Below are 20774 nucleotides of genomic sequence, written 5' to 3'. Positions count from 1 at the left end.
AAATTACCCCTATTTTAAACTGATTGCGAGCCTAATCCAAGCATTCATTACACAAAACTCAACATCATGAAAAAAATTTCCATTTTGGCCCTGCTGGCGGCCATGCTACTTTCCAGCTTTTCCGCAGAAGGCCAGATCCTCAAAAAACTGAAAAAAAGTGCCGAGCGCGCTGCTGAAAGAACCATTCTGAACAGAACCGATCGCGAGGTGTCCAAAAAAACCGATGCCGCGATTGACAGTGTGCTGACCAAAAAAGAACCGCAAAATGCCAATACTTCTTCGCAAAAAAATCCTGAAACCTTAGAAAGCCCTGCTGAAAGTTCGTCTTCTCTTTACCAGAATTTCGATTTTGTGCCCGGTGATAAGATCCTCGTTTTTGATAATTTTTCCGCAGATAATCCGGGGGATTTTCCCGCGAAATGGGACACCAATGGTTCGGGAGAGGTGGTAAACCTCAGCAATAGCAATGATAAATGGTTGATGCTCGCCAACAAATCTTCTTACCTGCCGCACACTCAAAAACTGCCCGCAGAGTATACTATCGAATTCGACCTGCAGGCCCGGGGCCTCACAACTAAAACCAGTTCTCAGGCCATGCTAGAGCTTTGGTTCGATGCAGAAAACGGTTACCGCAAAGCCGCCACGTCCTCCTCGGTCATGATTCCTTTCTGCCTGTTCATCGACCCGGGCATCCAGGTGAGGAAGAACTCCAACGGCCAGCAGGAAATTTATAACAAGATTGAGAACGATATTCGGGATGTGATCCAAAACCAGTTCCATGTGTCGGTAGCCGTGAACAAAACCCGGCTACGCGTTTGGCTGAACGAAGAAAAAACGGTGGATGTGCCACGATTACTGAACGAAGGAAAAGCCAGTTATTTTAAACTTTACCCTCGCGGCTTCAATGATAACTCCGAGCAATTGCTCATCACGAACTTCAAGATCGCTGAAGGTGGCGTGGATCTTCGGAACAAATTGCTGACCGAGGGATCTTTTTCCACTACCGGGATTCTATTCGATTCAGGATCAGACGTTATCAAACCGGAGTCGTACGGTGTACTGAAAACGATTGCCGAAGCACTTGGCGATGGTGAGCTAAACATCCAAATCATTGGCCATACCGATAGTGACGGGGAAACCGCATTTAATCAACAACTTTCAGAAAAACGAGCAGCTTCAGTCAAAAGCAAACTGGTGCAGGATTTCGGAATTTCGGCACAAAGGATTACCACTTCCGGAAAAGGAGAATCGCTGCCCGTGGCCAGCAATGACGATGCCGCGGGAAAAGCGCAGAACAGAAGGGTGGAATTTGTAAAAATTTGATGATGAAAAAATTAATCTACTTTTTCCTGGTTTTCGCCAGTTTTCAAGTGATCGCCCAGGAACAGCCAGAAAGCCCGTATAAACTGGACCAGTCTTTTCACTTTGACAAAAAGATCGATTTCGAACTCAAGATGGATGGAAAAATCGTGCGATCATATATTTATTTTAACACCTCTTCAGGGTATTCGTTGCTGGAAAAAGATTTTTTCAGCCAGTACGAAGGTGGGCAAAACCTGGATTACCAGATTACTTTTCCGCAGCATGAAGAGCAGTTTCTCTACACCGTAGAGCAGGAAGATCATAAAAGGCGCAGTTTCAGGATCCATAAGCCGGTTTTGTTTGCGGGTCAGGACCTTTCAAATATGGCTTATTTCATGGCTTATTTCAGGAATATGCAGCCTACCGGGCAAACGGTGAACATGGGCGAAAAAGGCGATTTTTATTCCGAAGAATATGAGCACAGTAACGCGGAAACTGCCGGAGACATGAAGTTTTATATCAGTAAATACACCGATGCTTTCCTGAAGGATAATTCTTTTTGTGTTTCCTGGCTTGGTTTAGGCTACCTGAATGTTTCGAACAGAACTTTTCTCATCACAAAGATCAGCAGTGCCAGCCACCAGTTTCAGATCAATCTTGTGACCGAAAAAAACGCGGATTATACTTTTAACGGTCAGGATTATGAGTCGGTTTCGGTATTTCTGAATGAACAGATCGAAAGCATGGCCAACAGCCAGGCCGAAGCTCAGAATGTTTTTGTGGAAAGCCTTCAGAAGATAGAGGACCCTGAAGAAAAAAATCTTCGGAAAAAGGCCCAGAAACTAAAAGATGCCGACCAGCAAAAAATGATGGACATTATGAAACAGATGGCCAAAGGCGACGGAAAGATCGAAGATGTGTATGCTGCCGCGAATTCTTTTATGGACCCGGTTCAGAAAATCGAAATCCAGAAGGCCGATCTCAAAGTTGAAAAACAGCAGATTAGTGAAAAACTGAAAAAAGAAAGCGCAAAGGAATATCCCAGCGAAAAGAAAATGACGGTATATAAGCTGCAATTGGATAAGGTGAATGAAAAATCGAATGTTCTGGACATTTATAAACGACAGTTCGACAAGCTCAAAACCGATCATGCCGAAAAACCTATGGAACTTATCAATAAGAATGTGGAGGTTTTTATGGAAATGAATACCAAACTACAGGAAGTGGAAACGAAATTTGAAAAAGAGATTAAGAATGTTAAATAAAAAGTGGTAAAATAGCATAGATTGGAATAGCTGTTTGAGTTTTTCATAATAATGAAAAATCTTTCAGATCTTCTCATCACTGGATTCGTAGTGTTTTTGGAAATATTAAAATCACTATTTGTAGATCTCTTAAAATGTCATCGAGGATCAAAATTCAGTCGTTTTTAAAATGAAAAAAGCGCCGGGTTGGCCGGCGCTTTTTTATTAATTGCAATATAAAATATTACTGTACGATGTGATCAAATGCGGCCAAATAGGCATTATGGACTTCATCCATAGTCAAAATGTGCCCTTGCTTCTGCATTTCTGAAGCAAGCTCATAACCCGCTCTGGCGGCTGCCATTCTTTGAAGTGGCGTACCATGATGGCCCTGGTTGGTAAAGCTACAATCACCAATCTGAAAGAACAGATCGTAAAAGTCTATGACTCTCTTCCAGTTATAAGTCGCACCACGCTTATGGGTCATAAAATAAGATGCGAAAAAGTCGGCCTCCAATTCGGTATATCTGGTAGCTTCCGGAGCATTATCAGCAGCCCCAGTTGGATACCATACTGAATTATTCAAAAATTGAATTTCATGAGCCCATTCATGAGCCAGAATACCTGTCCATACGATTCCTTCATCGATCCCGGTTTCAGCCAACCAGGAAGGTAGCCCGTCACCAATCACGATCGTACGATTAGAAGAGGCAAAACCTTCTGTTGCGAAATAGGGATTTTCAGGTAAGTTGGGAGAGGCTTCGTTTAGACTCATAATAAGATCTGCCTGTTGATAAGCCTGATCGATAGTTAGCGGTATTAATTCGCCATCTTCTGTTCTGTATCCATAGAAATTGTAGAAGACGGCAGCTACATTATCACGGTTATCTAAATTGGCCGTATGCTGTCCCTGCACTTTGATTGTTACTGGCATGGACCAAAACTCAGCCAATTCACGTTGTCGTTTTTGCATCAATTGGGTATAATCTCCATTTTCTCCAAAATACTGCTCAGAATCATCCAGGAAATAACTAAAATAAAGGTTTAAATTAGAATAGAGCCTATTATATGCCAATGCTAGTGGTTCTTCTCTAATAGCATTAATGTATTTTGATTGAACTTGAGCTAATTCAGTTGGACCACACTCGCTGGGAGTAACGGCATTTCGAAAAAGATCGCCCAAGTTCTCAGAAGTTTCTGGTAAAGCCCCTTTACTCTGATCGCTGAGGGATAAATCCTCTAGCTGAATTTTTGATGAAGAATTGGAATTCGAATTCACGGGTTCCATTGTAGAAACTTCTTCGCTCTTTTCACATGAAATGGTCAAACCTACCAACAGCAGGCTCATAAGACCAATCTTAAGTTGATTTTTAATCATAGAATTTTTTTAAGGTTTCGAGAATAGTGTGAAAATACTATTTTAAGTTTCATTTAACAGTTTTATCGAAAGAAATTTTGACGCAAAAGGGATGCAGTGTATTAACTTTAAAAAACGTTTCAGTTTGTTAGAAAATCTTTAAACTTTTCAAATCTAACATTTAATCTTAATGACAAGCAAATGCCCCCTGGTAAGTAAATTTTTGATAATTCAGTATAAGACATAATTAAAACCTGCTCGCCAAGAAAACTTCCACAGTTATTACAAATTGGCGCACTCATATCCAGCAATCATCAACTAGGGCAAGGCATGCTTTAATTGGAGCTGGAGGGTTTCAGTTTCTCTGATCAACATTTCAATTTTTGACATATTGATACGCTGGCCTAATAATAAATATCTCAAGGTTATCTGGTAATTATGGTATTCTTCAGATTTCGGATCGAAATAAAATGGATAATCTGACAGCTCAAAATTAGTGGCTAATTCATAATCCATTTTCATCTTTCCGAAGCCTTTTTCAGAAACCTGAAGCCCATGCCACAGCAAATCACGGTTGCTGATATTATAGATTTCCTCCCGTTCACAAATGGTGTAATATCGAACTATAGAAGCAACGAGAGAATCTGATCCTAACGTATAGAGTTTTCCTGTGCCCATTAATTCCTGATAGGTGTTATCAGTAATATTCAGCATGGAACCGCCCTGAAAAGCTGTTGTTTTACCGATGAAATCAATATCCTCTTCCGAAAACCCGGCATAACTTAGTTTAAGAAGCGTGTCGGCATTTTTTACGGCCTGCTTAAAACTTGGCCATACGGGATCGTTTTGGTGGAGCAGTAAGTCCAGGCGTGATTGTGTGGCCTTAAGGTCCCCAATCATTTTCCGGATATATAAATAATTCTCATTTTGAAGCTTCCGATTGGCGTTCCATTCATTTAACTGGATAGCGATCATAATCCCAATCACCACCAGCACAATTTCCCCCAAAGCATAGACCAGGTAGCGGGTGAAACGGTTACCTTTAAACAAACTTTGCCGATAACGGCGAAAGAAGTGTATCATTTACATACAATTAAAAATTGTAGGGAAGTAAGGGATATTGCCTTCTAAAATACAAAATACTGTCATTGAGAGACTTACTACTACAAAAATGTTCAAAATTTTAATAGAGTAACAGTTACTGTTTAGGTAAGTGCTGGAAAAGTATTGAAAGAATTATGACTAAAAATCTACGAATATCGTCAAAGCTAAACTGGAATAGAAAGTTGTTCGGTTTAAAAAAGCAGTTTCGTAATTTGTAATATTTGGTTGACATTCTCAACCGTTGGACAGCATGTCAATACTTTGACATGTTATAATAACCTGTAATTCATCAGGCTTTTCAGTCAACTTATAATTCGGTTTACATTAATTTCTACTGATTAACTTCAAATTATAAGCTTTCGTCGGATTGCTGTAGATCGGTTTATTTTTCACACGATATAGTACACTAATTTTCAGTTATTTAGTATTTTCAGGCAGGTGGCTAAACTATTCCGACATATCCGCGAAAAATTAGTACGTGAGAACCGTTTCACACGTTATATAGTTTATGCAATAGGCGAAATCATTTTGGTGGTGATCGGGATTTTGATCGCGCTACAGATCAATAACTGGAACGAGGATCGAAAGGAAAAAATCAAAGAAATCAAGCTGCTTTCTGCATTACAGGAAGATTTCCAAACGAACCAAAAGAATCTCCAAAAAGCTTTAAATAGCTATCCGAAAATCGAACATCGACTGGAATCACAATTGACTTTCCTGGGAAATACCAACCAGTTGATGAATGATTCTATCAAGGATTTTTTATCTATTTCCGGGTTTTATAATACCGAAATTATTGAAAGTGGACTCAATGTTTTGCTGAGCTCTGAAAATCTCCAACTCATTACAAAAGATAGTCTTAAAAAGCATCTAACCGCCTATCCATCCTATATTTCAGTTTTTAAGAAGAATGAAAAAGAGACCTTTGATTTAGTTCTAAATGAACACCGTCCCATTCTAGAAAAGCATATTTCCCTTGCAGAACTGTATAGAAGAAACTTTCAACTCGATACATCCCTGAGTTTTATCACTTCTGATTTTGACGAATTAATACAAGATCGGAATTTTCAAAATGTGCTTGTCAAAGAAATGATTTACATCGGTTTCACTGTAAATCAAGCCATCATTCTTTTAAATAAAACCGAAGAAATCTTAAGGGAAATTAACGGTGAACTCTCAAAATACCAGGAGGAATGATCAAATTCTTTAGAAATATTCGGCAGCGGCTGCTTCGTGAAAGCAGATTCACTCGCTATTTAATCTATGCCATTGGTGAGATCATTCTGGTAGTCATAGGAATTTTGATTGCGCTGGGAATCAACAGTACCTATCAGGATTATAAAGAAGATAAAAATACCCAGGCTATTCTACGCCAATTGCAAAAAGAACTGGTGACCGATATAAAAGATGCTAAACGCATCAATGATCTGTATATCAAAAATATGAGTTTGGCTAAAGATGTTCTGAATGACTCCCTAACCATAGACGAACTTATGGATGATCCTAACCGCGGCTTCTTCTTTACACAGTATGTTTCCTTTAGTTATAAAACAGGAAGTTATAACCGGATCATGCAGAATACTAAAGTGATGCCAGAGCGTTATAAAGTTCTTCTCCCTTTTTTAGATTCCATTTTTGTGGAGACCAAAAACACCATTGATGACTACAACGAAAGTATTAAAGAAGAAGTTATGCGAACTATTACCGATGCTTTTAGGCTGGACTCCACCGAATATAGAACGGCATTATGGAAAGATCCACAGAAAAACGCCGGCGATTTGCTAAACGATCCTTTTTTTAAGAATAGAGTTTTCCTCTATAATTTAAAATTGAGGAATATGGCTTCTGTTTCTAATGAATACCGGTATCAGGCAATTTCCTTATACAAACGCATTGATTCTTTGTTAGGGAATGAAAAAACAACCTACCCTACACTTCTACGAACGCTGCCCGATGAGGATTGGACGTCAGAATACGAAGGAGACTATGTATCCCAAACTGAAAGAGACATTCTAACGATTAGGTTTCTTAAAGAAAAAGTTCGGCTTGGTTTCTAAAATAAACACTCTTTCACTCTATTGGAATGGAGATTCCTATTTCTACCAGTCAGACTTTGCAGGAGGGGTTCAGAAATTTTTTATTAATGCTAAGGACAACATTGTCTGCTAATGGAAAGAATTGCCAGCAGGCAGGTTTTCATTAAAACAAGTGATTTGAAAGCAAGCGGTAATAATTAATAATTACTAACAAAAAAGCTCAGCATCGCTTAGAATATGAATGCATGAGTCATAATGAACAGGAGTTTGAATTTTTTGACCTTCATAAAAACTGACATTTTTTCGGGAAAATTCCTTCTTAGTTAAAAGATGAAACATCTTTCGGTTCATTGTACTTCTGAAATAGCGGAAAGTATGAGACTAGGCAATATAACTTCCAACGATTGCTTAAAATGAACGTCACTTTAAACAGGTTTTTATGTTTTTATCGATCCAACTGAAGAAAAAGTTTTAATTAATTAGCAGGTGAATATTCGCAGAAGCTTTTTGTTTTCAGTTGTAACTGACAGGTTTTATGAATTAATCAGAAAGGGAATGAACCTATTAAAAAAAGGGTAACTACATGACAAACACATAATTACCCTCTAGGTTATTTCAAAATGAAATTTAAAAGTCGGGATGACTGGATTCGAACCAGCGACCCCACGCACCCCATGCGTATACGCTACCAGACTGCGCCACATCCCGATTTTCGAATTGCAAATTAAACAGCTTTATTCCAAATTTCAAAGAAAGACAGCAGAAGTATTTTTAGTTAAAATGTTCCATGAAATGATCTGGATGGGCGCCGGTTCTTTTGTTACGGTCCAGATTATCGATCTGCTGAATTTCTTCTGAAGTGAGTTCAAAATCAAAAATTTCTGCATTTTCCCTGATTCTTGCGGCGTGTACACTTTTCGGAATACTGCAAACCCCTTTCTGCAAGTCCCACCTGATCAGAACCTGGGCTACCGATTTCCCATATTTTTGCCCTATCTCCTTTAAGATATCATGATCGAGAAGCTGGCCGCGCATGAGTGGCGACCACGCCTGGTAAACAATATGTTGCTCGTGGCAGTAATTCAAAATATCCAGCTGAATCAACCGCGGATGAAATTCGTTTTGAACCAGCATCGGTTTCATTCCTGCTTTTTGAAGACTCTCCAAATGATGAATCATGCAATTGCTGGCACCAATAGCTTTTGCCATTCCGTTGTCATAGATCTCCTGCAATACTTTCCAGCTTTCAAGGTATTTTCCTGGAACTGGCCAGTGGATCAGGTACAGGTCTACATACCCGATATCCAATTTTTCAAAAGAACGATTGAAGGCTTCGGCGGTTTTAGGTCCCTGGTCATCGATCCAGAGTTTGGTGGTCACGAAAATCTCCTCCCGGGAAATCCCGCTTTCTCTAATAGCTTTCCCCACACTTTCCTCGTTTCCGTAGAAGGTCGCAGTATCAATAAGTCGGTAACCGTTTTCCAGCGCGGATGTAACGGCGTCATATACTTCTGAACCGCTCTTTGCTTTGTACACCCCGAGGCCGAGATAAGGCATCTTTTGTCCGTTGGAAAGTTCTATTTTTCCTGAAATATCAGTAATTGGAAATTTCATAACCTGTTTTTCAGAGAAAGTTAGGGAATTTGGAGCGATCCCTAAAAGCATTAGCGTTTTATCCGGTTTTCGAACGCATTTGCTGGGTAACGTCTTCCGCGACCTTAAAGCCTTTCCGCGTCATCTTACCCCAACCGGTCTTGATATCGAAGAATTTTTTATAATATCCCTTCATTTGACCGAAGACCAGCACCGGATGATAAAGAAATGGTTCCAGATAGGCGGCCAGCAATAACAGGACGATTTGTTTGGGTTTCTGATAGTGATTGAAACTTTTCACATACATGAAAATCGCGATCGTTGAAAACAGGCATCCTACCAGGTAAGCTGCCAAAAATAACAGGATCGCATTTGGCCAGTTTACCCAACCGAGCAAGGAAAAGGCAATCAGGCAAAGAACACCCATCGTTTCCACAATAGGCGCGCTAAATTCAAAAATGACCCAGTAGGGATAATATAGCCAGCCCATCTGGCGATATTTGCTGTTGAAAAGCAAGTGGCGATGCAGGCTGATGGTTTCCCAAAGTCCCCTCGCCCACCGGTCTCGCTGTAAGGTCAAAACTTTTACATCTGGCGGGCCCTCTGTCCAGCAAAGGGTTTCCGGAAGATACACTACCTTATACGGTATTTTCTTTTCTTCCATATGCATCCGCAGCCTGATACACAGCTCCAAATCTTCCCCTACTGTATTTGGGTTGAAACCTCCTACTTCGATCACTCTTTTCCGGGGATACATTCCAAAGGCGCCCGAAACGAGCATGAGACCGTTGATCTCACTCCAGGCCATTCGTCCCAGCAAAAAAGCCCTGATGTACTCCACGACCTGTGTAAGCGGAATCAGGTTATTTGGTAATTTAAGTTCTGTAAGTATCCCATTGCGAATTTCCGAATCATTGGCGATCCCGATCCCGCCTCCACAGGCGATGATCTCCTTGTCGTCTTCCTCCAAGTACGGGCGAACCATTTTCAGGATCGCGTCCTGCTCGATGATACAATCCACATCTGTAAAGATCACCAGTTCGGTATTAGCAAAGTTGACCCCGGCGTTAATAGCGTCAGCTTTTCCACCGTTATTTTTATCAATAACTGTTAAATGTGTGAATTTCTTCAGTTTACTTCTATAAATATGGTTTACGGAAGCCGTCGGAATAGGCTGCGTTATGAAAGAGGCATCGTGTTTTTCCAACTGGAACTCGTCGATGAGCAGCTGAAGTGAATCATCCTTACTTCCATCGTTTACGAGAAGTAATTCATAATAAGGATACTGCATGGAAAGCAGCGAACGCACATTTTCCACGATGGTCTTTCCTTCGTTATAAGCTGGGGCGATAATGGTCACCGAAGGAATATCAGTTGCACTTACAATATCGTCAGACTGCAGGAAGATTGACCGCTGCTTGGTTCTTTTGATCGAACGTCGTGCCAGTAGAATTCCCAGCAGATAAAGCGTAAGCAAGGAGGCTCCATAGCTCAGGAAAAGGAACACACTGATCCAGTAGATGAAATAACTTCCGAAGAAACTTTCCGCGCTATTCCACATGGGCTTCGGTTTTTGGGTACTGCTGGTAATAGAATTCCTGCACTTTCTCTTTGTAGCCGTTATTCCAAAGAATTTCAGCAACGCTTAGTTTCAGTTCATCATTATCACCATACAATTGCTTGAGATAGAAATCCAGATCGATTTCTGAATTTTCATAAATATAATCCAGCAGCTGTCCCTGTTGCGTCGCATTCGGGATCTTCTCATAGAGTTCTTTCACTCTTTCGATCTTTTCATCTGGCAGGGCAAAGGTCTGAATACAATAGATCGCGGTTTCCCGAATTTCATAATCGGTATCATCCAGGTGCATCAAAATATAATCGGTTTCTGAATGCAGCTGATATTTCCTGATGATGCGCATGAGCAATTGTTTGGCGAACAAACGGTCGGTTTTATAAGCCCGTTGCAACCACTTCAGTTCAGGTTTTGGATAAAGGTCATAGAGTTTTTCAACGATCTTGATCTGCTGCCACAAGGTGATCTTCCGCTTCAGATAAGGTAAAAACCGAAGTGATTCCCATCCCAGGAACACCACGAGCGCGATCTGTGCTTCGCGCCTTACATAAAGATTTCGGTGGTTTCGGTATTTGAAGACCTCGTCCAGGTACTGCGACTGGTCCATTTCATAAACTTCCCTGATACCACGTGCCTTCCGGTACCAGTTCCAGCTGTACACTTTGTTGATCGAAACTTTGTAGGGCGGGATCTGGGAATAAAGCTTTTTCAGCTTATTATAGTTTTCCCCAAGAATATATCGCTGTGTCCTGATCATTAACTGAATAAGAAACTGGATATTGCGGGTTTTCCCAGGTTTGATTCCCACATTCCGAAGCGTACGCTGTATCTGGACCAGGGTGATAGGATCTTCGGGATCATTATAAAGGTAGCGGCTCACGATATTGGCAAAAGTGCTCTCAATGATCAAGTAGCGCTTCATTCTATTGCGACGATACAGAATGCTCACCGCGATAGATATCCAGTATCCCGCAAGAATGATTGCTGTAGCTAGGATGAAATAAAGTAATGGTGCTCCATTCATCAGTAGGTTTGTATTATCGCTTCGATTTCGTCTAAATCCAGGGGCACGGCATAGAAACCGGCAATACCGCTTAACGCGAATATCTCCTTTTTGATCTTATCCTGACCCATATTGGTCACCACGATAAGATTCTTGTGCAAAATAACTTCCTGTACCTGAACCACAAACTCCAACGGCGCAATTCCCTCGAACAGGATATCTGTAATGATCACATCAAAATTCTGCTGCTGGTCTTCAATCGTTAAATCATCCAGCGAGCGTATCGCCTTACAATCAAACTTATTCAGCTTTACCAGTCGCTCCAGAATCTTCAGAATTATGATATCTTCTTGGATCACCAAGGCTTGCTTCATTCCAGTTACTTTGCGTTCGAAATATACTAATTAATGCTGAAAACCAAGCTTTTTACCGGTTTCACAGCTTCTTCGGAAGGTATTTCCGAAGAAATTGTACGAATATTCCCAAGACTTGGTTTTCAAAATCGGGCAATTTTACGTTTTATCTTAAAATTATACCGTAAAACTTTATAAATTATTCTTCAACGAGGAGCATTTTCTGTAAACCTCTTATATTGCAGGCAATTCAGGAATCAACATTTGAAATACGTAAGACCTACTATGCGATCTTTCCTTCATTCCCCAATCTGTCTCATGCTGGTATTTTGTCTGAGCTTCAGCCTCCATGCCCAGCAGGAAATGACCAGTGATGAACTATTTCAGAAAGCCCGTACAGAGGCCTTCGATAATGATAATTACCCGGAAGCGATCAGGCTCTCCAGGCTGGCGCTGGAAAAAAGCCCCGATTATACGGATATTCGCATTTTTCTCGGGCGACTTTACACCTGGAGCGATCAACCCGAACTGGCACGACAGGAATTTGAAGAGGTGCTCGCCAAAAACCCGGGACATGAAGATGGCAGTTTTGCCTACGGGAGCCTGGAATACTGGAACGACCAGTCTGATAAAGCACTGCAAATCGTGAATAACGGACTGGAGGTTCATCCAAAATCACAAAATTTACTGCTACTGAAGGCCAAAGTCCTGAAAGACCTGAAAAGATTTCCGGAGGCAAACACCACGGTGAACCAACTTTTAAAGATCAATCCCAAGCTCACAGAAGCCCGTTCCCTGCTACAATCCATAAAAAATGTATCGGCCAATAACGAAATTGGGATCGATTACGAATACACTTATTTTGACAAGCGATTTGAAGACCCATGGCACCTTGCCGGAATTGATTATTCCAGGGCTACCAAAATTGGAACGATCATAGGTCGGTTCAATTACGGGAACAGGTTTACCAACAGTGGTTCGCAGTTCATCGTGGAAGCATACCCCAGTATTTCTGAAACTTTTTACGCCTACGTGAGTGGTGGGGTAATGATCTCTGGCAGTATTTTTCCAGATTATCGTGCTGGCTTCTCGCTTTACGCGAATTTACCGGCTTCCTTTGAAGGGGAAGTAGGTTTCAGGATGTTGAATTTCGGCGGAGACAATACCTGGATCTACACGGCTTCAGTAGGTAAATATGTGAGCAATTTCTGGTTCAATTTAAGAACGTATCAAACCCCATCTAACGACCGGGTTTCACAATCTTATTCGTTAACTACCAGGTATTATTTTGGCGGGGCTGATGATTTTCTGAGCCTGCGTCTGGGCACCGGAATTTCACCAGATAATGAATCGAATAACATTTTATACAACGACGGAAATCCCTACAACCTGAAATCGCATAATGTCACTTTGGATTACCGCTTTACAGTGAAAAATTCCAATATTTTCTTTATTTCGGGAAGTTTACAGAACCAGGAATATCAGCAGAATACGCGCGGCAACCAGATCTCCGGAAGCCTTGGTTATATAAAAAGGTTCTAGACATGAAGAAGAAAATCCTGCTATATCTTTTCTTTTTCATCTTATTCATCCCGGTTTTCATGTGGCTGGCCTGGTATTTTACGCCCAATACCAAACTGGTGATCGCCATTGTTGATAAAACGGTTCTTACCAAAAAAGGCCAGGAACACATTTCGCTGAACTGGGTTCTGAACCACGAAAAATTCACAAAAACTTCTCAAAAACCCTATCATGTAAGCGAAGATTACTTCGGTTTTTTTCCGCAGGAAAATGAAAAATACAACCTGAAAGGCCTGGAACGTTTTTCAGATTCCAAACTTCAGCAACTAAGCCTCGATGCCGATATGGCTTATTTTACAGATACCTATGGAATTTACAATAATGAATGGTTCCAGGAAGGTGATATTTCAGCCAGGTCTGGCATTTTATACGGCGGTCTTAGCAACAAAGACCTGCAACTGCTGGAAAACCTAAAAGAACGACACAAACTGGTGATTGCTGAATTCAATACGTTCGGTTCTCCCACTTCCGCCAGAAACCGCAGGGCTTTCGAGCAATTATTCCATGTGAAATGGACGGGTTGGACCGCGCGGTATTTTGAAAATCTCGATATCGTTGAGAATAAAGAAATCCCGAAATGGCTTGTAAGCAATTATCGCCGTGCCCATCAGAATAAATGGCCTTTTAAGAATGCCGGCGTGGCTTTCGTGAACGACCACGATGAAGTGGTGATCCTGGAAGAAGGGCAGCATCTTAAAAATGCTATTCCCGTGATCAATACCATTGCTGAAAATCAGCAAAAATTTGGCCTTCCGGAAGATATGAATTACCCTTTCTGGTTTGACGTGATCGTGCCCGACCCGCAATACAATGAAGTGATCAGTTGGTTTGAACTGGATTATACTGCCGAAGGTTTAAAAGAAATCCAGGCTTACAATATCCCGAAACATTTCCCGGCAGTGACCGGCCATAAGGGGCAGGATTACCAGTTCTACTACTTTTCGGGAGATTTTTCAGATAACCCGGTGAGCCTTAGCAGTTCTTACCTCAAAGGCATCGAATATTTGAAAGGGCTCTTTTATGATTCCCGCAATGTGATGGAGCGCAAAAAGTTCTTCTGGAATTTCTATCGCCCGCTGGTCACCACGATTCTAGATGAATATTCTGAAGAACTACCAGATTAAGACCCGTATACTTTTAACGAATCGGGAATCAGTTTCTTTCCTTCAATGATCTGTTCGTTCTTTCTTCGGAACTGGTCAAACGCGTTCTGAAGTGCCGCTTTCTTTTCAGGATTATTTACCGGAATCTCTTTCATATCAGGCTGAATTTCATATAAAGAATTGCCATTGAGGTGATAATTCCCCATAACGAAATCCCGAAAATCGGTTTTGGTTTGCTTCAGGGCAATAGGATGAATATTTCTGAAGTTCCTAAGCGTATCCAAACCTTGCCCTACAAAGGCATTTTCCGAAGGAGTTTGAATGCCATATTGCTCATGCATAAAAGCAAGAACGCTCGGGGTAATATCAAAATGAGAAGAAATCGACTCGATCTGGGCCGTACGTTTCAACATAGGTGAATACACCATCAAAGGCACATGATAACGGTCAATCTTGGAAGTCATGGGAATCTCTGGAATACGGTGATCGCCCGTGATGAAGAAAATAGTATTATTGAAATCGGCCCTTTTGGAATAGGTTTCAAAGAATTCTTTTATCGCATCGTCCATGAACAGGATACTGGCATATTGCTTTTTATATTTTGAATATTCTTCCTTCAGCTCATCGCGGAAACCGATCTCCTCCAGCCGCTGCTCAAAACGCTCATTATAGCGATCCTGGTCGTTCACGCTGAAAGGATCGTGCGTGGAAACCGTCAGGATCACATTTAAATAAGGTGCAGCAGTCGTATCATCTGCAACCGTGTTCAGGTAATATCGGTATAGTTCCTTATCGCCATAACCCCAGGTAAAGCCTCCGGCCGATGGTGGTATTTTTTGATAAGCCTCAGGGAAAGTGGGTTCATCCAGGATTCTATTGACCTCATTCGCTTTCAGGTAACGATTCATATTATCAAAAGTGGAGTTTCCTCCGTAGTAAAAAGCCGTCTGGTAATCATTCTTCTGAAGCACATTGAAAAGCGATAATTCGGAAGGCATTTGATCCAGCTCCATAAAGCCGGTCTTCCCGAAAGGCAGCGAACCAAAAATGGAAGGCAATACGGCAAATGTACGTCCTCCCCCACTCAGGAAATTTGGCCAGTACAAACTTTTATCTGAAAGTTCATCCAGGAAAGGCGTAAAATTCCCCAGTTCCGCATTCTTATTGGTGAACGCGCGGCCCAGACCTTCCACTAAAATAAATACGAGATTTGGCTTTTTTTGCTTTGTTTCAAAATAAGGTCCCAGGACGTCATGGCCGGTAGACTTCCGCAGAAATGGATAATTGAATTCATCTACATACTCCACCGGTTCGAGCACATCATCTCCCGCGAGGTAATTTTTCACATAGCTCTCGGCATAAATATCGGTTTCATAAATCTCGGGCTCAAAATGCCGATACGCAGCATTATAGAAGTGTTCCGATTTATTTTCGGCAAGTTTCGTCTCAAAATCGGTTTCCAGTTTCGGTTGGACATTTTCATCCCATCCCACGAAAATATAGGCTGCGGAAAGTACCGGAACCAGTAAACCAATCACCGGCGGAAAGAAAATCCTTTTCCGAATAAATAAAATTCCAGCGATGACCAGCGATATAAATACCAGGAATATCATGACCGGCACAATGGCGAGGGTTCCACTGGCTCCTACTGTTTGAGTGATTTCTGCCAATGAATACCCAAAAATATCGCCCCCCAGCATCACCAGCGTCGTGTTGTAATAATAGATCAACAGCAAATGAATGCTGAAGAAAAGGATGATCGCGAGGTTGGATAAAATGAATGCGAGACTTCTGGACACCAGGTAAACAAGACTGAAAATGAGGTAAGCTGGCAGCGCAATTCGCAACCAGAAAGCCAGGTTTTCCAGGCTGGCCCATTTTATCAGGCTCAAAATTCCTGATTTCAGGTTATGATCTGAAGAAGCCAGGATTATTTCAAAAACAGAGCTGATGAAAAGCAATATTAGAAATAACAGGGAAAACTTCAGGAAATACGCTGTTGCCTGGGCCAGACGGTTTGGAGACTCGGGGCTCGATATTTCGGTCGCACTCATAATTTAGATCAAAGGGTCAGGTTACAAAAAAAAGAAAAATTTTCTTATCGCTGAGGCGGAAGGAAGTACAAGTCTCTAAAAACAAAAAACACCGATGAAAATCATCAGTGTTTTTTTGAAGTCGGGGTGGCAGGATAATTTATTTTCCAATAAACGTCCTAACCACAATACTTTCACTGTTAATTATTTTGATGTTTCACCGAATGATTCACCAAACTTCATAAAACAAAGAGAGTTCATACTATTTGATCGTCTTTGTGATGTAAAGATATGATTTTCTACAAAATACACTCTCCTCCATATTATTCTTTCTTAACGTCATCTCCCTTTTTTAGTAAATGCAAATGGATAAGATTTAGAAGTTAGCCGGACTGCATAAACCGGGCTTCATACTTTGCCCTTTTATAAGTCCTTTTCTAATTCTAAATCTTAAATATGGTGGCATGAAAAAAGGTAGTAGCGAAGGCTCTGAGAGAAGTAAATTAAATTCAATAATTGAAAGGTTTTCTGTTTTCAAAAATTGTAACTGATTAAAAAAAGGAAAGTGCTCAGGATAAAAAAAGTAAATTTTAATATGAACCGTAAGACCAGGGATTTACGTAAACCATTTAAAAATAATGGTTCATACAGGGGATTCGCATCGGCCTTTCCAGTAAATTATTAACTTCAAAAAATCAACAAAGCAAGATGTGTCATTGTCATGACAATCTTGCTTTGCGCCCGGAGGTTGCAAAGAATTATTTGTATCTTTAAAATCGCTGTAAACTTTTAATTAGTTTAATCCACAAAGGGTCACCCCCAAGTGGAATAAAAGAGGGGAAATGCAGGTAAAAGCGTTATTTCCCCTTTTTCATTCTTTACATACCTCCACCAAACGGCTTTAAAATCTGCTACCGTTCTAAAGCTATTTTAATAAGGAATATTTAAAAAAAGGGTAAAACTTCATGATACTGATCCTATTCCTATTAAAATTAGTGTTTTAAAAAAAAGTTCTATTTTTGGGATAATATTTATTATTAATTTGCTTTATAGAAATAATAAATTATTTGCTCTAATCTAAACACTTAAAAATGAAAAACTTAACCACACTTACTTTAACTGTATGTGGGCTCCTTCTACTTTCAGCTTGTTCTTCCGAAGAGGAAAATGCCACTGAAGATAATTTGAATGCTATTGCATTTACAGCAGATGCTCACGTCAGAACTTCTTCACTACCCCAGAGCATTCTGGAATTTATTACCAACAACTATCCTGGCCTGACTATTATAGAAGCTGAAGTTGAGGATAATAATAATTTTGAAATTACCTTAAGTGACAATACTGAGTTAATATTTGATTCGCAAGGTAATTTTTTAGGTGAAGACCGAGATGAAGAAGATGATTTTGGAGATGAAGATTTGGAGGTATCCGAATTACCCGAGAACATACTGGATTTCATAGACGAGCACTTTCCAGGGGTTGGCATTGACGAGGCTGAAAGGGAAAGTAATGGGCATTATGAAATAGAATTGGACAATGGCATCGAATTAATTTTTGATGTCAATGGAAATTTTCTTGGAATCGCTCATGACGAGAATGAAGATGATGATGACCAGGATGACACGGATATCCATCCAGATAATTTACCTCAGGCAATTAAAGATTATATCAGTGCGAACTATCCTGAAGAGACCATTATTGAAGCAGAAATAGAAGATGATGGATCTTATGAAGTAACATTAGACAACGGTATAGAGCTTGAATTCGATGAGGATGGAAATTTCGTTAGCGCAGAAGATGGAAATGGAGAAGATGATGATGATCAAGGCGAAGATGAAAATGATTAACTTAAAAATCTATATAAATGAAACTTACTAAAAAAATTCTTCTCATATTTTCCCTCGTAACAATAATAGTTGGATGTAGTAGTGATGATGATAATTCAAGCAATGCTACTATCAGGGTAAATGGTCAGGCTTTGTTTGAAGATGTTGGCGATTTCAATGGTGATATTGATGGTGATTTCACAGGAAATGGTGGGAGTGTAACCAGAACATTTCAATGGAGAAATGCTTTAAATACAGCAGATTATAATGCCGATATTACGGCTACTTCGCAGGGAACATTTAGAATGATAGTAAAAGATGCCAACGGAACTATGGTTCTGGATAAATCACTGGATGGTGGTTCTGAGCCTGATAGCTTTTCAGGAACAACTTCTACAGGTGTCCCTGGAATTTGGTCCGTTACCATTACTTTAGAATCCTTCAATGGTGATGGTAGCTTTTCGCTTAGTGAAGGTGACTAGATAATTTTTGGTGATCATACAATACTAAATTATTCAACGTATTCTCAGATTAAAAGCACTGACAATCTATTATTGTTCAGTGCTTTTAATTTATTGTTCATCAATACCGGCTGATGGTGCATTCTTTTTTACTAACCTATTTATATTTTCCTGCATTACTCGTATGTGGCTAGTCCCTATTACGTGCCACTTTTTGCTTTTAGCGAAATATCCCTGCCGATTCTTTTAATTTCAATTTTTCCCATAATATATTATTACTAATACTCCACTTTATTTTTAAGAGAGAAAAGTATTTTGCACCCATTTCATAGATTAGTTCAGATACTGGTTTAACACTTAAATATCTCTTTTTCATTGCGACCATCGGGAGCAATCAAGATTGTGTCCACAGGCACACATCTTGCAATTAGTTCACTTTAAATATATTAAGCTAATCTTAAATTGCTAAGACTAATTGGAAAAACGGCAATCGTTCCAATAAGAAAGAACTTAATTGCCACTTCAAACAATCCTATGTCTAGAACAAAAAAAGTGGTTCCTTATTTAATCCTTATAATTGGAATATTAATGGCTTTTATAGGATTTGGATTATTCATATACCTTCACCTAAGGCAAACATCAATTCATTAATTTTTTTTTTAAACATTCCATATCATTGGATATTTTAGAATCAATCACCCTGGCATAGATCTGGGTAGTGGATAATTTGGAATGTCCTAATAGCTTGGAAACAGTTTCAATAGGCACTCCATTAGATAAAGTTACCGTGGTGGCAAAAGTATGCCTGGCAGAATGAAAGGTTATGGTCTTTTTTATTTTCAATTGCAGCATAATCTCCTTTAAATATTTATTGATCTTTTGATTAGAACATACTGGAAACAAATAATCATCGGAAGTAATTTGATTCCTGTATTTATTTAATAAAAGTTCTGCCTGAGGGAGTAATGGTACCTTCACAGCTTCATCTGTTTTCTCTCGTTTGGTATAGATCCAATTACTGCCGTCAATTCCCTTTACGAGCCGATGAATGGTTAGCTCTTTAATATCTACGTAGGAAAGACCCGTATAGCATGAGAAAACAAAAATATCTTTAACTTTTTGCAAACTACTTCTGGTAAACTCGGTAGTCTCTAATATTTGAAGCTCACGCTTAGTTAGATACTGCCGTTCATTCTTTTCAAAGCGGAATTTAAATTTGTCAAAAGGATTTTTCATCAGCCATTCCAGTTTAATGGCCAGATTGAGCATTTTTTTTAAACGTTCCAAATGCTTCATAGTACCATTATTGCCACAAGTCTTTCTGGAGACCCTTGCAGAATACTTGCGTAAGAACTGTTCAAAGTCGGTTACAAACCGGTAATTAATCTGTCTGAGGTTAATATCATTGCAGCTCATTTGCTTATTTAAAAACTCTTTTAAATAGGTTTCAGTTGTATAATAGTTTTTAAGAGTTCCGGGCTTCAACACATTTTTCATGTGAGAATTATGATAATCCATAAGCTCCAATAAGGTTTTCTGCTGATCATCCTTCCCATAGAAACGAGCTTTGATACTCTGAGCGGAGATTACTTTATTCTCAGAAGACAACTGTTTATGACAGTCTAATAATTTATTGTAAACCTGGTCCAGATACTGGTTTAAAATGCGGGATTTTGGAGAAGTTCCTCTCGCGCGTCCTTTTGAGGCGTCCCATTGATTCACCGGAATAGATCTTTTTAAACTGATTTCGGAACGTTTTCCATCAACAGTAATCCGGGCGTAGATAAATAATTTCTTAGTCTCATCATGATGTTTTCGGACAAAGAATAATACGGAAAAGGTAGTGTAATTAGGCATTTCAAGCGTCTTTAATGAAACAATCAGTTCGCAAAGACGAAAGTCAAATCAACTAAAGTGCCTTAGGAAGTTACGGATTTATCTGTAATAATTGATTCACCGAATGATTCACCAGACTTATGTATTTAAATGATATTATCTGATATCATTAAAAACAAAAAACACTGAAAATCAATAGATTAACAGTGTTTTGTATCCACTTATTAGGTGGTTCGTCGGGGTGGCAGGATTATACCCTTTCCCCATAATATTATATATATCAATCAGTTACAGATTCCGAGACATAACTGTTAGCCGATTTGTTGACGATATTATAAATGAACTTATAGTAAATTGCTTTACTTT

Annotated in this window: 16 protein-coding genes and 1 tRNA gene; 8 read left to right on the top strand and 9 right to left on the bottom strand. The window is 39.8% G+C overall.

The window, feature by feature from the left end; translation table 11 throughout:
- Positions 1-66 precede the first annotated feature (66 nt).
- Both GRFL_RS18240 and GRFL_RS13500 read left to right on the top strand, forming a co-directional pair.
- A complete protein-coding gene (locus tag GRFL_RS18240) occupies positions 67-1323 on the top strand; it encodes an OmpA family protein (RefSeq protein ID WP_083645127.1) in 1257 nt (418 codons plus the stop codon).
- Positions 1323-2567 (top strand): hypothetical protein, encoded by a 1245-nt coding sequence (locus GRFL_RS13500; RefSeq protein WP_157493001.1) that lies wholly within the window; start codon positions 1323-1325, stop codon positions 2565-2567. The genes GRFL_RS18240 and GRFL_RS13500 overlap by 1 nt, the downstream gene beginning before the upstream one ends.
- A 223-nt stretch (positions 2568-2790) precedes the next feature.
- Here the strand turns inward: GRFL_RS13500 and GRFL_RS13495 are convergent, their stop codons facing one another.
- Positions 2791-3924: a hypothetical protein gene (locus tag GRFL_RS13495; protein ID WP_083645125.1), complete on the bottom strand. Its 1134-nt coding sequence runs from the start codon at positions 3922-3924 to the stop codon at positions 2791-2793.
- Positions 3925-4221: 297 nt separating this feature from the next.
- Positions 4222-4986 carry a DUF6090 family protein gene (locus GRFL_RS13490; protein ID WP_083645124.1) on the bottom strand — a complete coding sequence of 255 codons (765 nt, stop codon included), beginning with the start codon at positions 4984-4986 and terminating at the stop codon, positions 4222-4224.
- A gap of 459 nt (positions 4987-5445) precedes the next feature.
- Here GRFL_RS13490 and GRFL_RS13485 point away from each other — a divergent pair, with 459 nt between their 5' ends.
- Together GRFL_RS13485 and GRFL_RS13480 are read left to right on the top strand one after the other, a co-directional pair.
- Complete coding sequence (locus GRFL_RS13485) at positions 5446-6204, top strand: DUF6090 family protein (protein ID WP_083645123.1); 759 nt, start codon at positions 5446-5448, stop codon at positions 6202-6204.
- Positions 6201-7064, top strand: a complete 864-nt coding sequence (locus tag GRFL_RS13480; RefSeq protein WP_083645122.1) for a DUF6090 family protein — start codon at positions 6201-6203, stop codon at positions 7062-7064. Before GRFL_RS13485 ends, GRFL_RS13480 begins: the two co-directional genes overlap by 4 nt.
- Before the next feature lie 613 nt (positions 7065-7677).
- Here GRFL_RS13480 and GRFL_RS13475 read toward each other — a convergent pair.
- From GRFL_RS13475 to GRFL_RS13455, 5 genes are all read right to left on the bottom strand, one after another.
- Positions 7678-7751, bottom strand: a tRNA-Pro gene (locus GRFL_RS13475).
- 63 nt (positions 7752-7814) lie between these two features.
- Positions 7815-8657 carry an aldo/keto reductase gene (locus tag GRFL_RS13470; protein WP_083646139.1) on the bottom strand — a complete coding sequence of 281 codons (843 nt, stop codon included), beginning with the start codon at positions 8655-8657 and terminating at the stop codon, positions 7815-7817.
- 58 nt (positions 8658-8715) lie between these two features.
- A complete protein-coding gene (locus GRFL_RS13465) occupies positions 8716-10197 on the bottom strand; it encodes a glycosyltransferase family 2 protein (protein ID WP_083645121.1) in 1482 nt (493 codons plus the stop codon).
- Complete coding sequence (locus GRFL_RS13460; protein ID WP_083645120.1) at positions 10187-11236, bottom strand: hypothetical protein; 1050 nt, start codon at positions 11234-11236, stop codon at positions 10187-10189. Before GRFL_RS13460 ends, GRFL_RS13465 begins: the two co-directional genes overlap by 11 nt.
- Positions 11236-11589 (bottom strand): DNA-binding transcriptional response regulator, encoded by a 354-nt coding sequence (locus GRFL_RS13455; protein WP_083645119.1) that lies wholly within the window; start codon positions 11587-11589, stop codon positions 11236-11238. The genes GRFL_RS13460 and GRFL_RS13455 overlap by 1 nt, the downstream gene beginning before the upstream one ends.
- 297 nt (positions 11590-11886) lie before the next feature.
- Here GRFL_RS13455 and GRFL_RS13450 point away from each other — a divergent pair, with 297 nt between their 5' ends.
- Both GRFL_RS13450 and GRFL_RS13445 read left to right on the top strand, forming a co-directional pair.
- On the top strand, positions 11887-13110 hold the full coding sequence (locus GRFL_RS13450; RefSeq protein ID WP_236995800.1) for a YaiO family outer membrane beta-barrel protein: 1224 nt from the start codon (positions 11887-11889) through the stop codon (positions 13108-13110).
- A gap of 2 nt (positions 13111-13112) precedes the next feature.
- Positions 13113-14273 carry a hypothetical protein gene (locus GRFL_RS13445; protein WP_083645117.1) on the top strand — a complete coding sequence of 387 codons (1161 nt, stop codon included), beginning with the start codon at positions 13113-13115 and terminating at the stop codon, positions 14271-14273.
- Here the strand turns inward: GRFL_RS13445 and GRFL_RS13440 are convergent.
- Complete coding sequence (locus GRFL_RS13440; protein WP_083645116.1) at positions 14270-16306, bottom strand: LTA synthase family protein; 2037 nt, start codon at positions 16304-16306, stop codon at positions 14270-14272. The two genes, GRFL_RS13445 and GRFL_RS13440, sit on opposite strands and share 4 nt — an antisense overlap.
- 1070 nt (positions 16307-17376) lie before the next feature.
- On the opposite strand from GRFL_RS13440, the gene GRFL_RS13435 reads away from it, so the two are divergent.
- The gene (locus GRFL_RS13435) at positions 17377-18132 is read left to right on the top strand and encodes a PepSY-like domain-containing protein (protein ID WP_083645115.1); all 756 of its coding nucleotides are present in this window, start codon (positions 17377-17379) and stop codon (positions 18130-18132) included.
- A 17-nt stretch (positions 18133-18149) separates the two neighbouring features.
- Positions 18150-18593 carry a hypothetical protein gene (locus tag GRFL_RS13430; protein WP_083645114.1) on the top strand — a complete coding sequence of 148 codons (444 nt, stop codon included), beginning with the start codon at positions 18150-18152 and terminating at the stop codon, positions 18591-18593.
- A 618-nt stretch (positions 18594-19211) separates the two neighbouring features.
- Here the strand turns inward: GRFL_RS13430 and GRFL_RS13425 are convergent.
- Positions 19212-20429, bottom strand: a complete 1218-nt coding sequence (locus tag GRFL_RS13425) for a site-specific integrase (protein ID WP_083645113.1) — start codon at positions 20427-20429, stop codon at positions 19212-19214.
- Positions 20430-20774 lie beyond the last annotated feature (345 nt).

Source organism: Christiangramia flava JLT2011 (assembly GCF_001951155.1).
Lineage (GTDB): Bacteria > Bacteroidota > Bacteroidia > Flavobacteriales > Flavobacteriaceae > Christiangramia > Christiangramia flava.
This window is presented reverse-complemented; position numbering and strand designations above follow the sequence as displayed.

Coding starts and splice junctions, on each gene's coding strand:
- GRFL_RS18240 (WP_083645127.1), top strand. CDS start 67: ATGAAAAAAATTTCCATTTTGGCCCTGCTGGCGGCCATGCTACTTTCC.
- GRFL_RS13500 (WP_157493001.1), top strand. CDS start 1,323: ATGATGAAAAAATTAATCTACTTTTTCCTGGTTTTCGCCAGTTTTCAA.
- GRFL_RS13495 (WP_083645125.1), bottom strand. CDS start 3,924: ATGATTAAAAATCAACTTAAGATTGGTCTTATGAGCCTGCTGTTGGTA.
- GRFL_RS13490 (WP_083645124.1), bottom strand. CDS start 4,986: ATGATACACTTCTTTCGCCGTTATCGGCAAAGTTTGTTTAAAGGTAAC.
- GRFL_RS13480 (WP_083645122.1), top strand. CDS start 6,201: ATGATCAAATTCTTTAGAAATATTCGGCAGCGGCTGCTTCGTGAAAGC.
- GRFL_RS13470 (WP_083646139.1), bottom strand. CDS start 8,657: ATGAAATTTCCAATTACTGATATTTCAGGAAAAATAGAACTTTCCAAC.
- GRFL_RS13465 (WP_083645121.1), bottom strand. CDS start 10,197: ATGTGGAATAGCGCGGAAAGTTTCTTCGGAAGTTATTTCATCTACTGG.
- GRFL_RS13460 (WP_083645120.1), bottom strand. CDS start 11,236: ATGAATGGAGCACCATTACTTTATTTCATCCTAGCTACAGCAATCATT.
- GRFL_RS13455 (WP_083645119.1), bottom strand. CDS start 11,589: ATGAAGCAAGCCTTGGTGATCCAAGAAGATATCATAATTCTGAAGATT.
- GRFL_RS13450 (WP_236995800.1), top strand. CDS start 11,887: ATGCTGGTATTTTGTCTGAGCTTCAGCCTCCATGCCCAGCAGGAAATG.
- GRFL_RS13445 (WP_083645117.1), top strand. CDS start 13,113: ATGAAGAAGAAAATCCTGCTATATCTTTTCTTTTTCATCTTATTCATC.
- GRFL_RS13440 (WP_083645116.1), bottom strand. CDS start 16,306: ATGAGTGCGACCGAAATATCGAGCCCCGAGTCTCCAAACCGTCTGGCC.
- GRFL_RS13435 (WP_083645115.1), top strand. CDS start 17,377: ATGAAAAACTTAACCACACTTACTTTAACTGTATGTGGGCTCCTTCTA.
- GRFL_RS13430 (WP_083645114.1), top strand. CDS start 18,150: ATGAAACTTACTAAAAAAATTCTTCTCATATTTTCCCTCGTAACAATA.
- GRFL_RS13425 (WP_083645113.1), bottom strand. CDS start 20,429: ATGCCTAATTACACTACCTTTTCCGTATTATTCTTTGTCCGAAAACAT.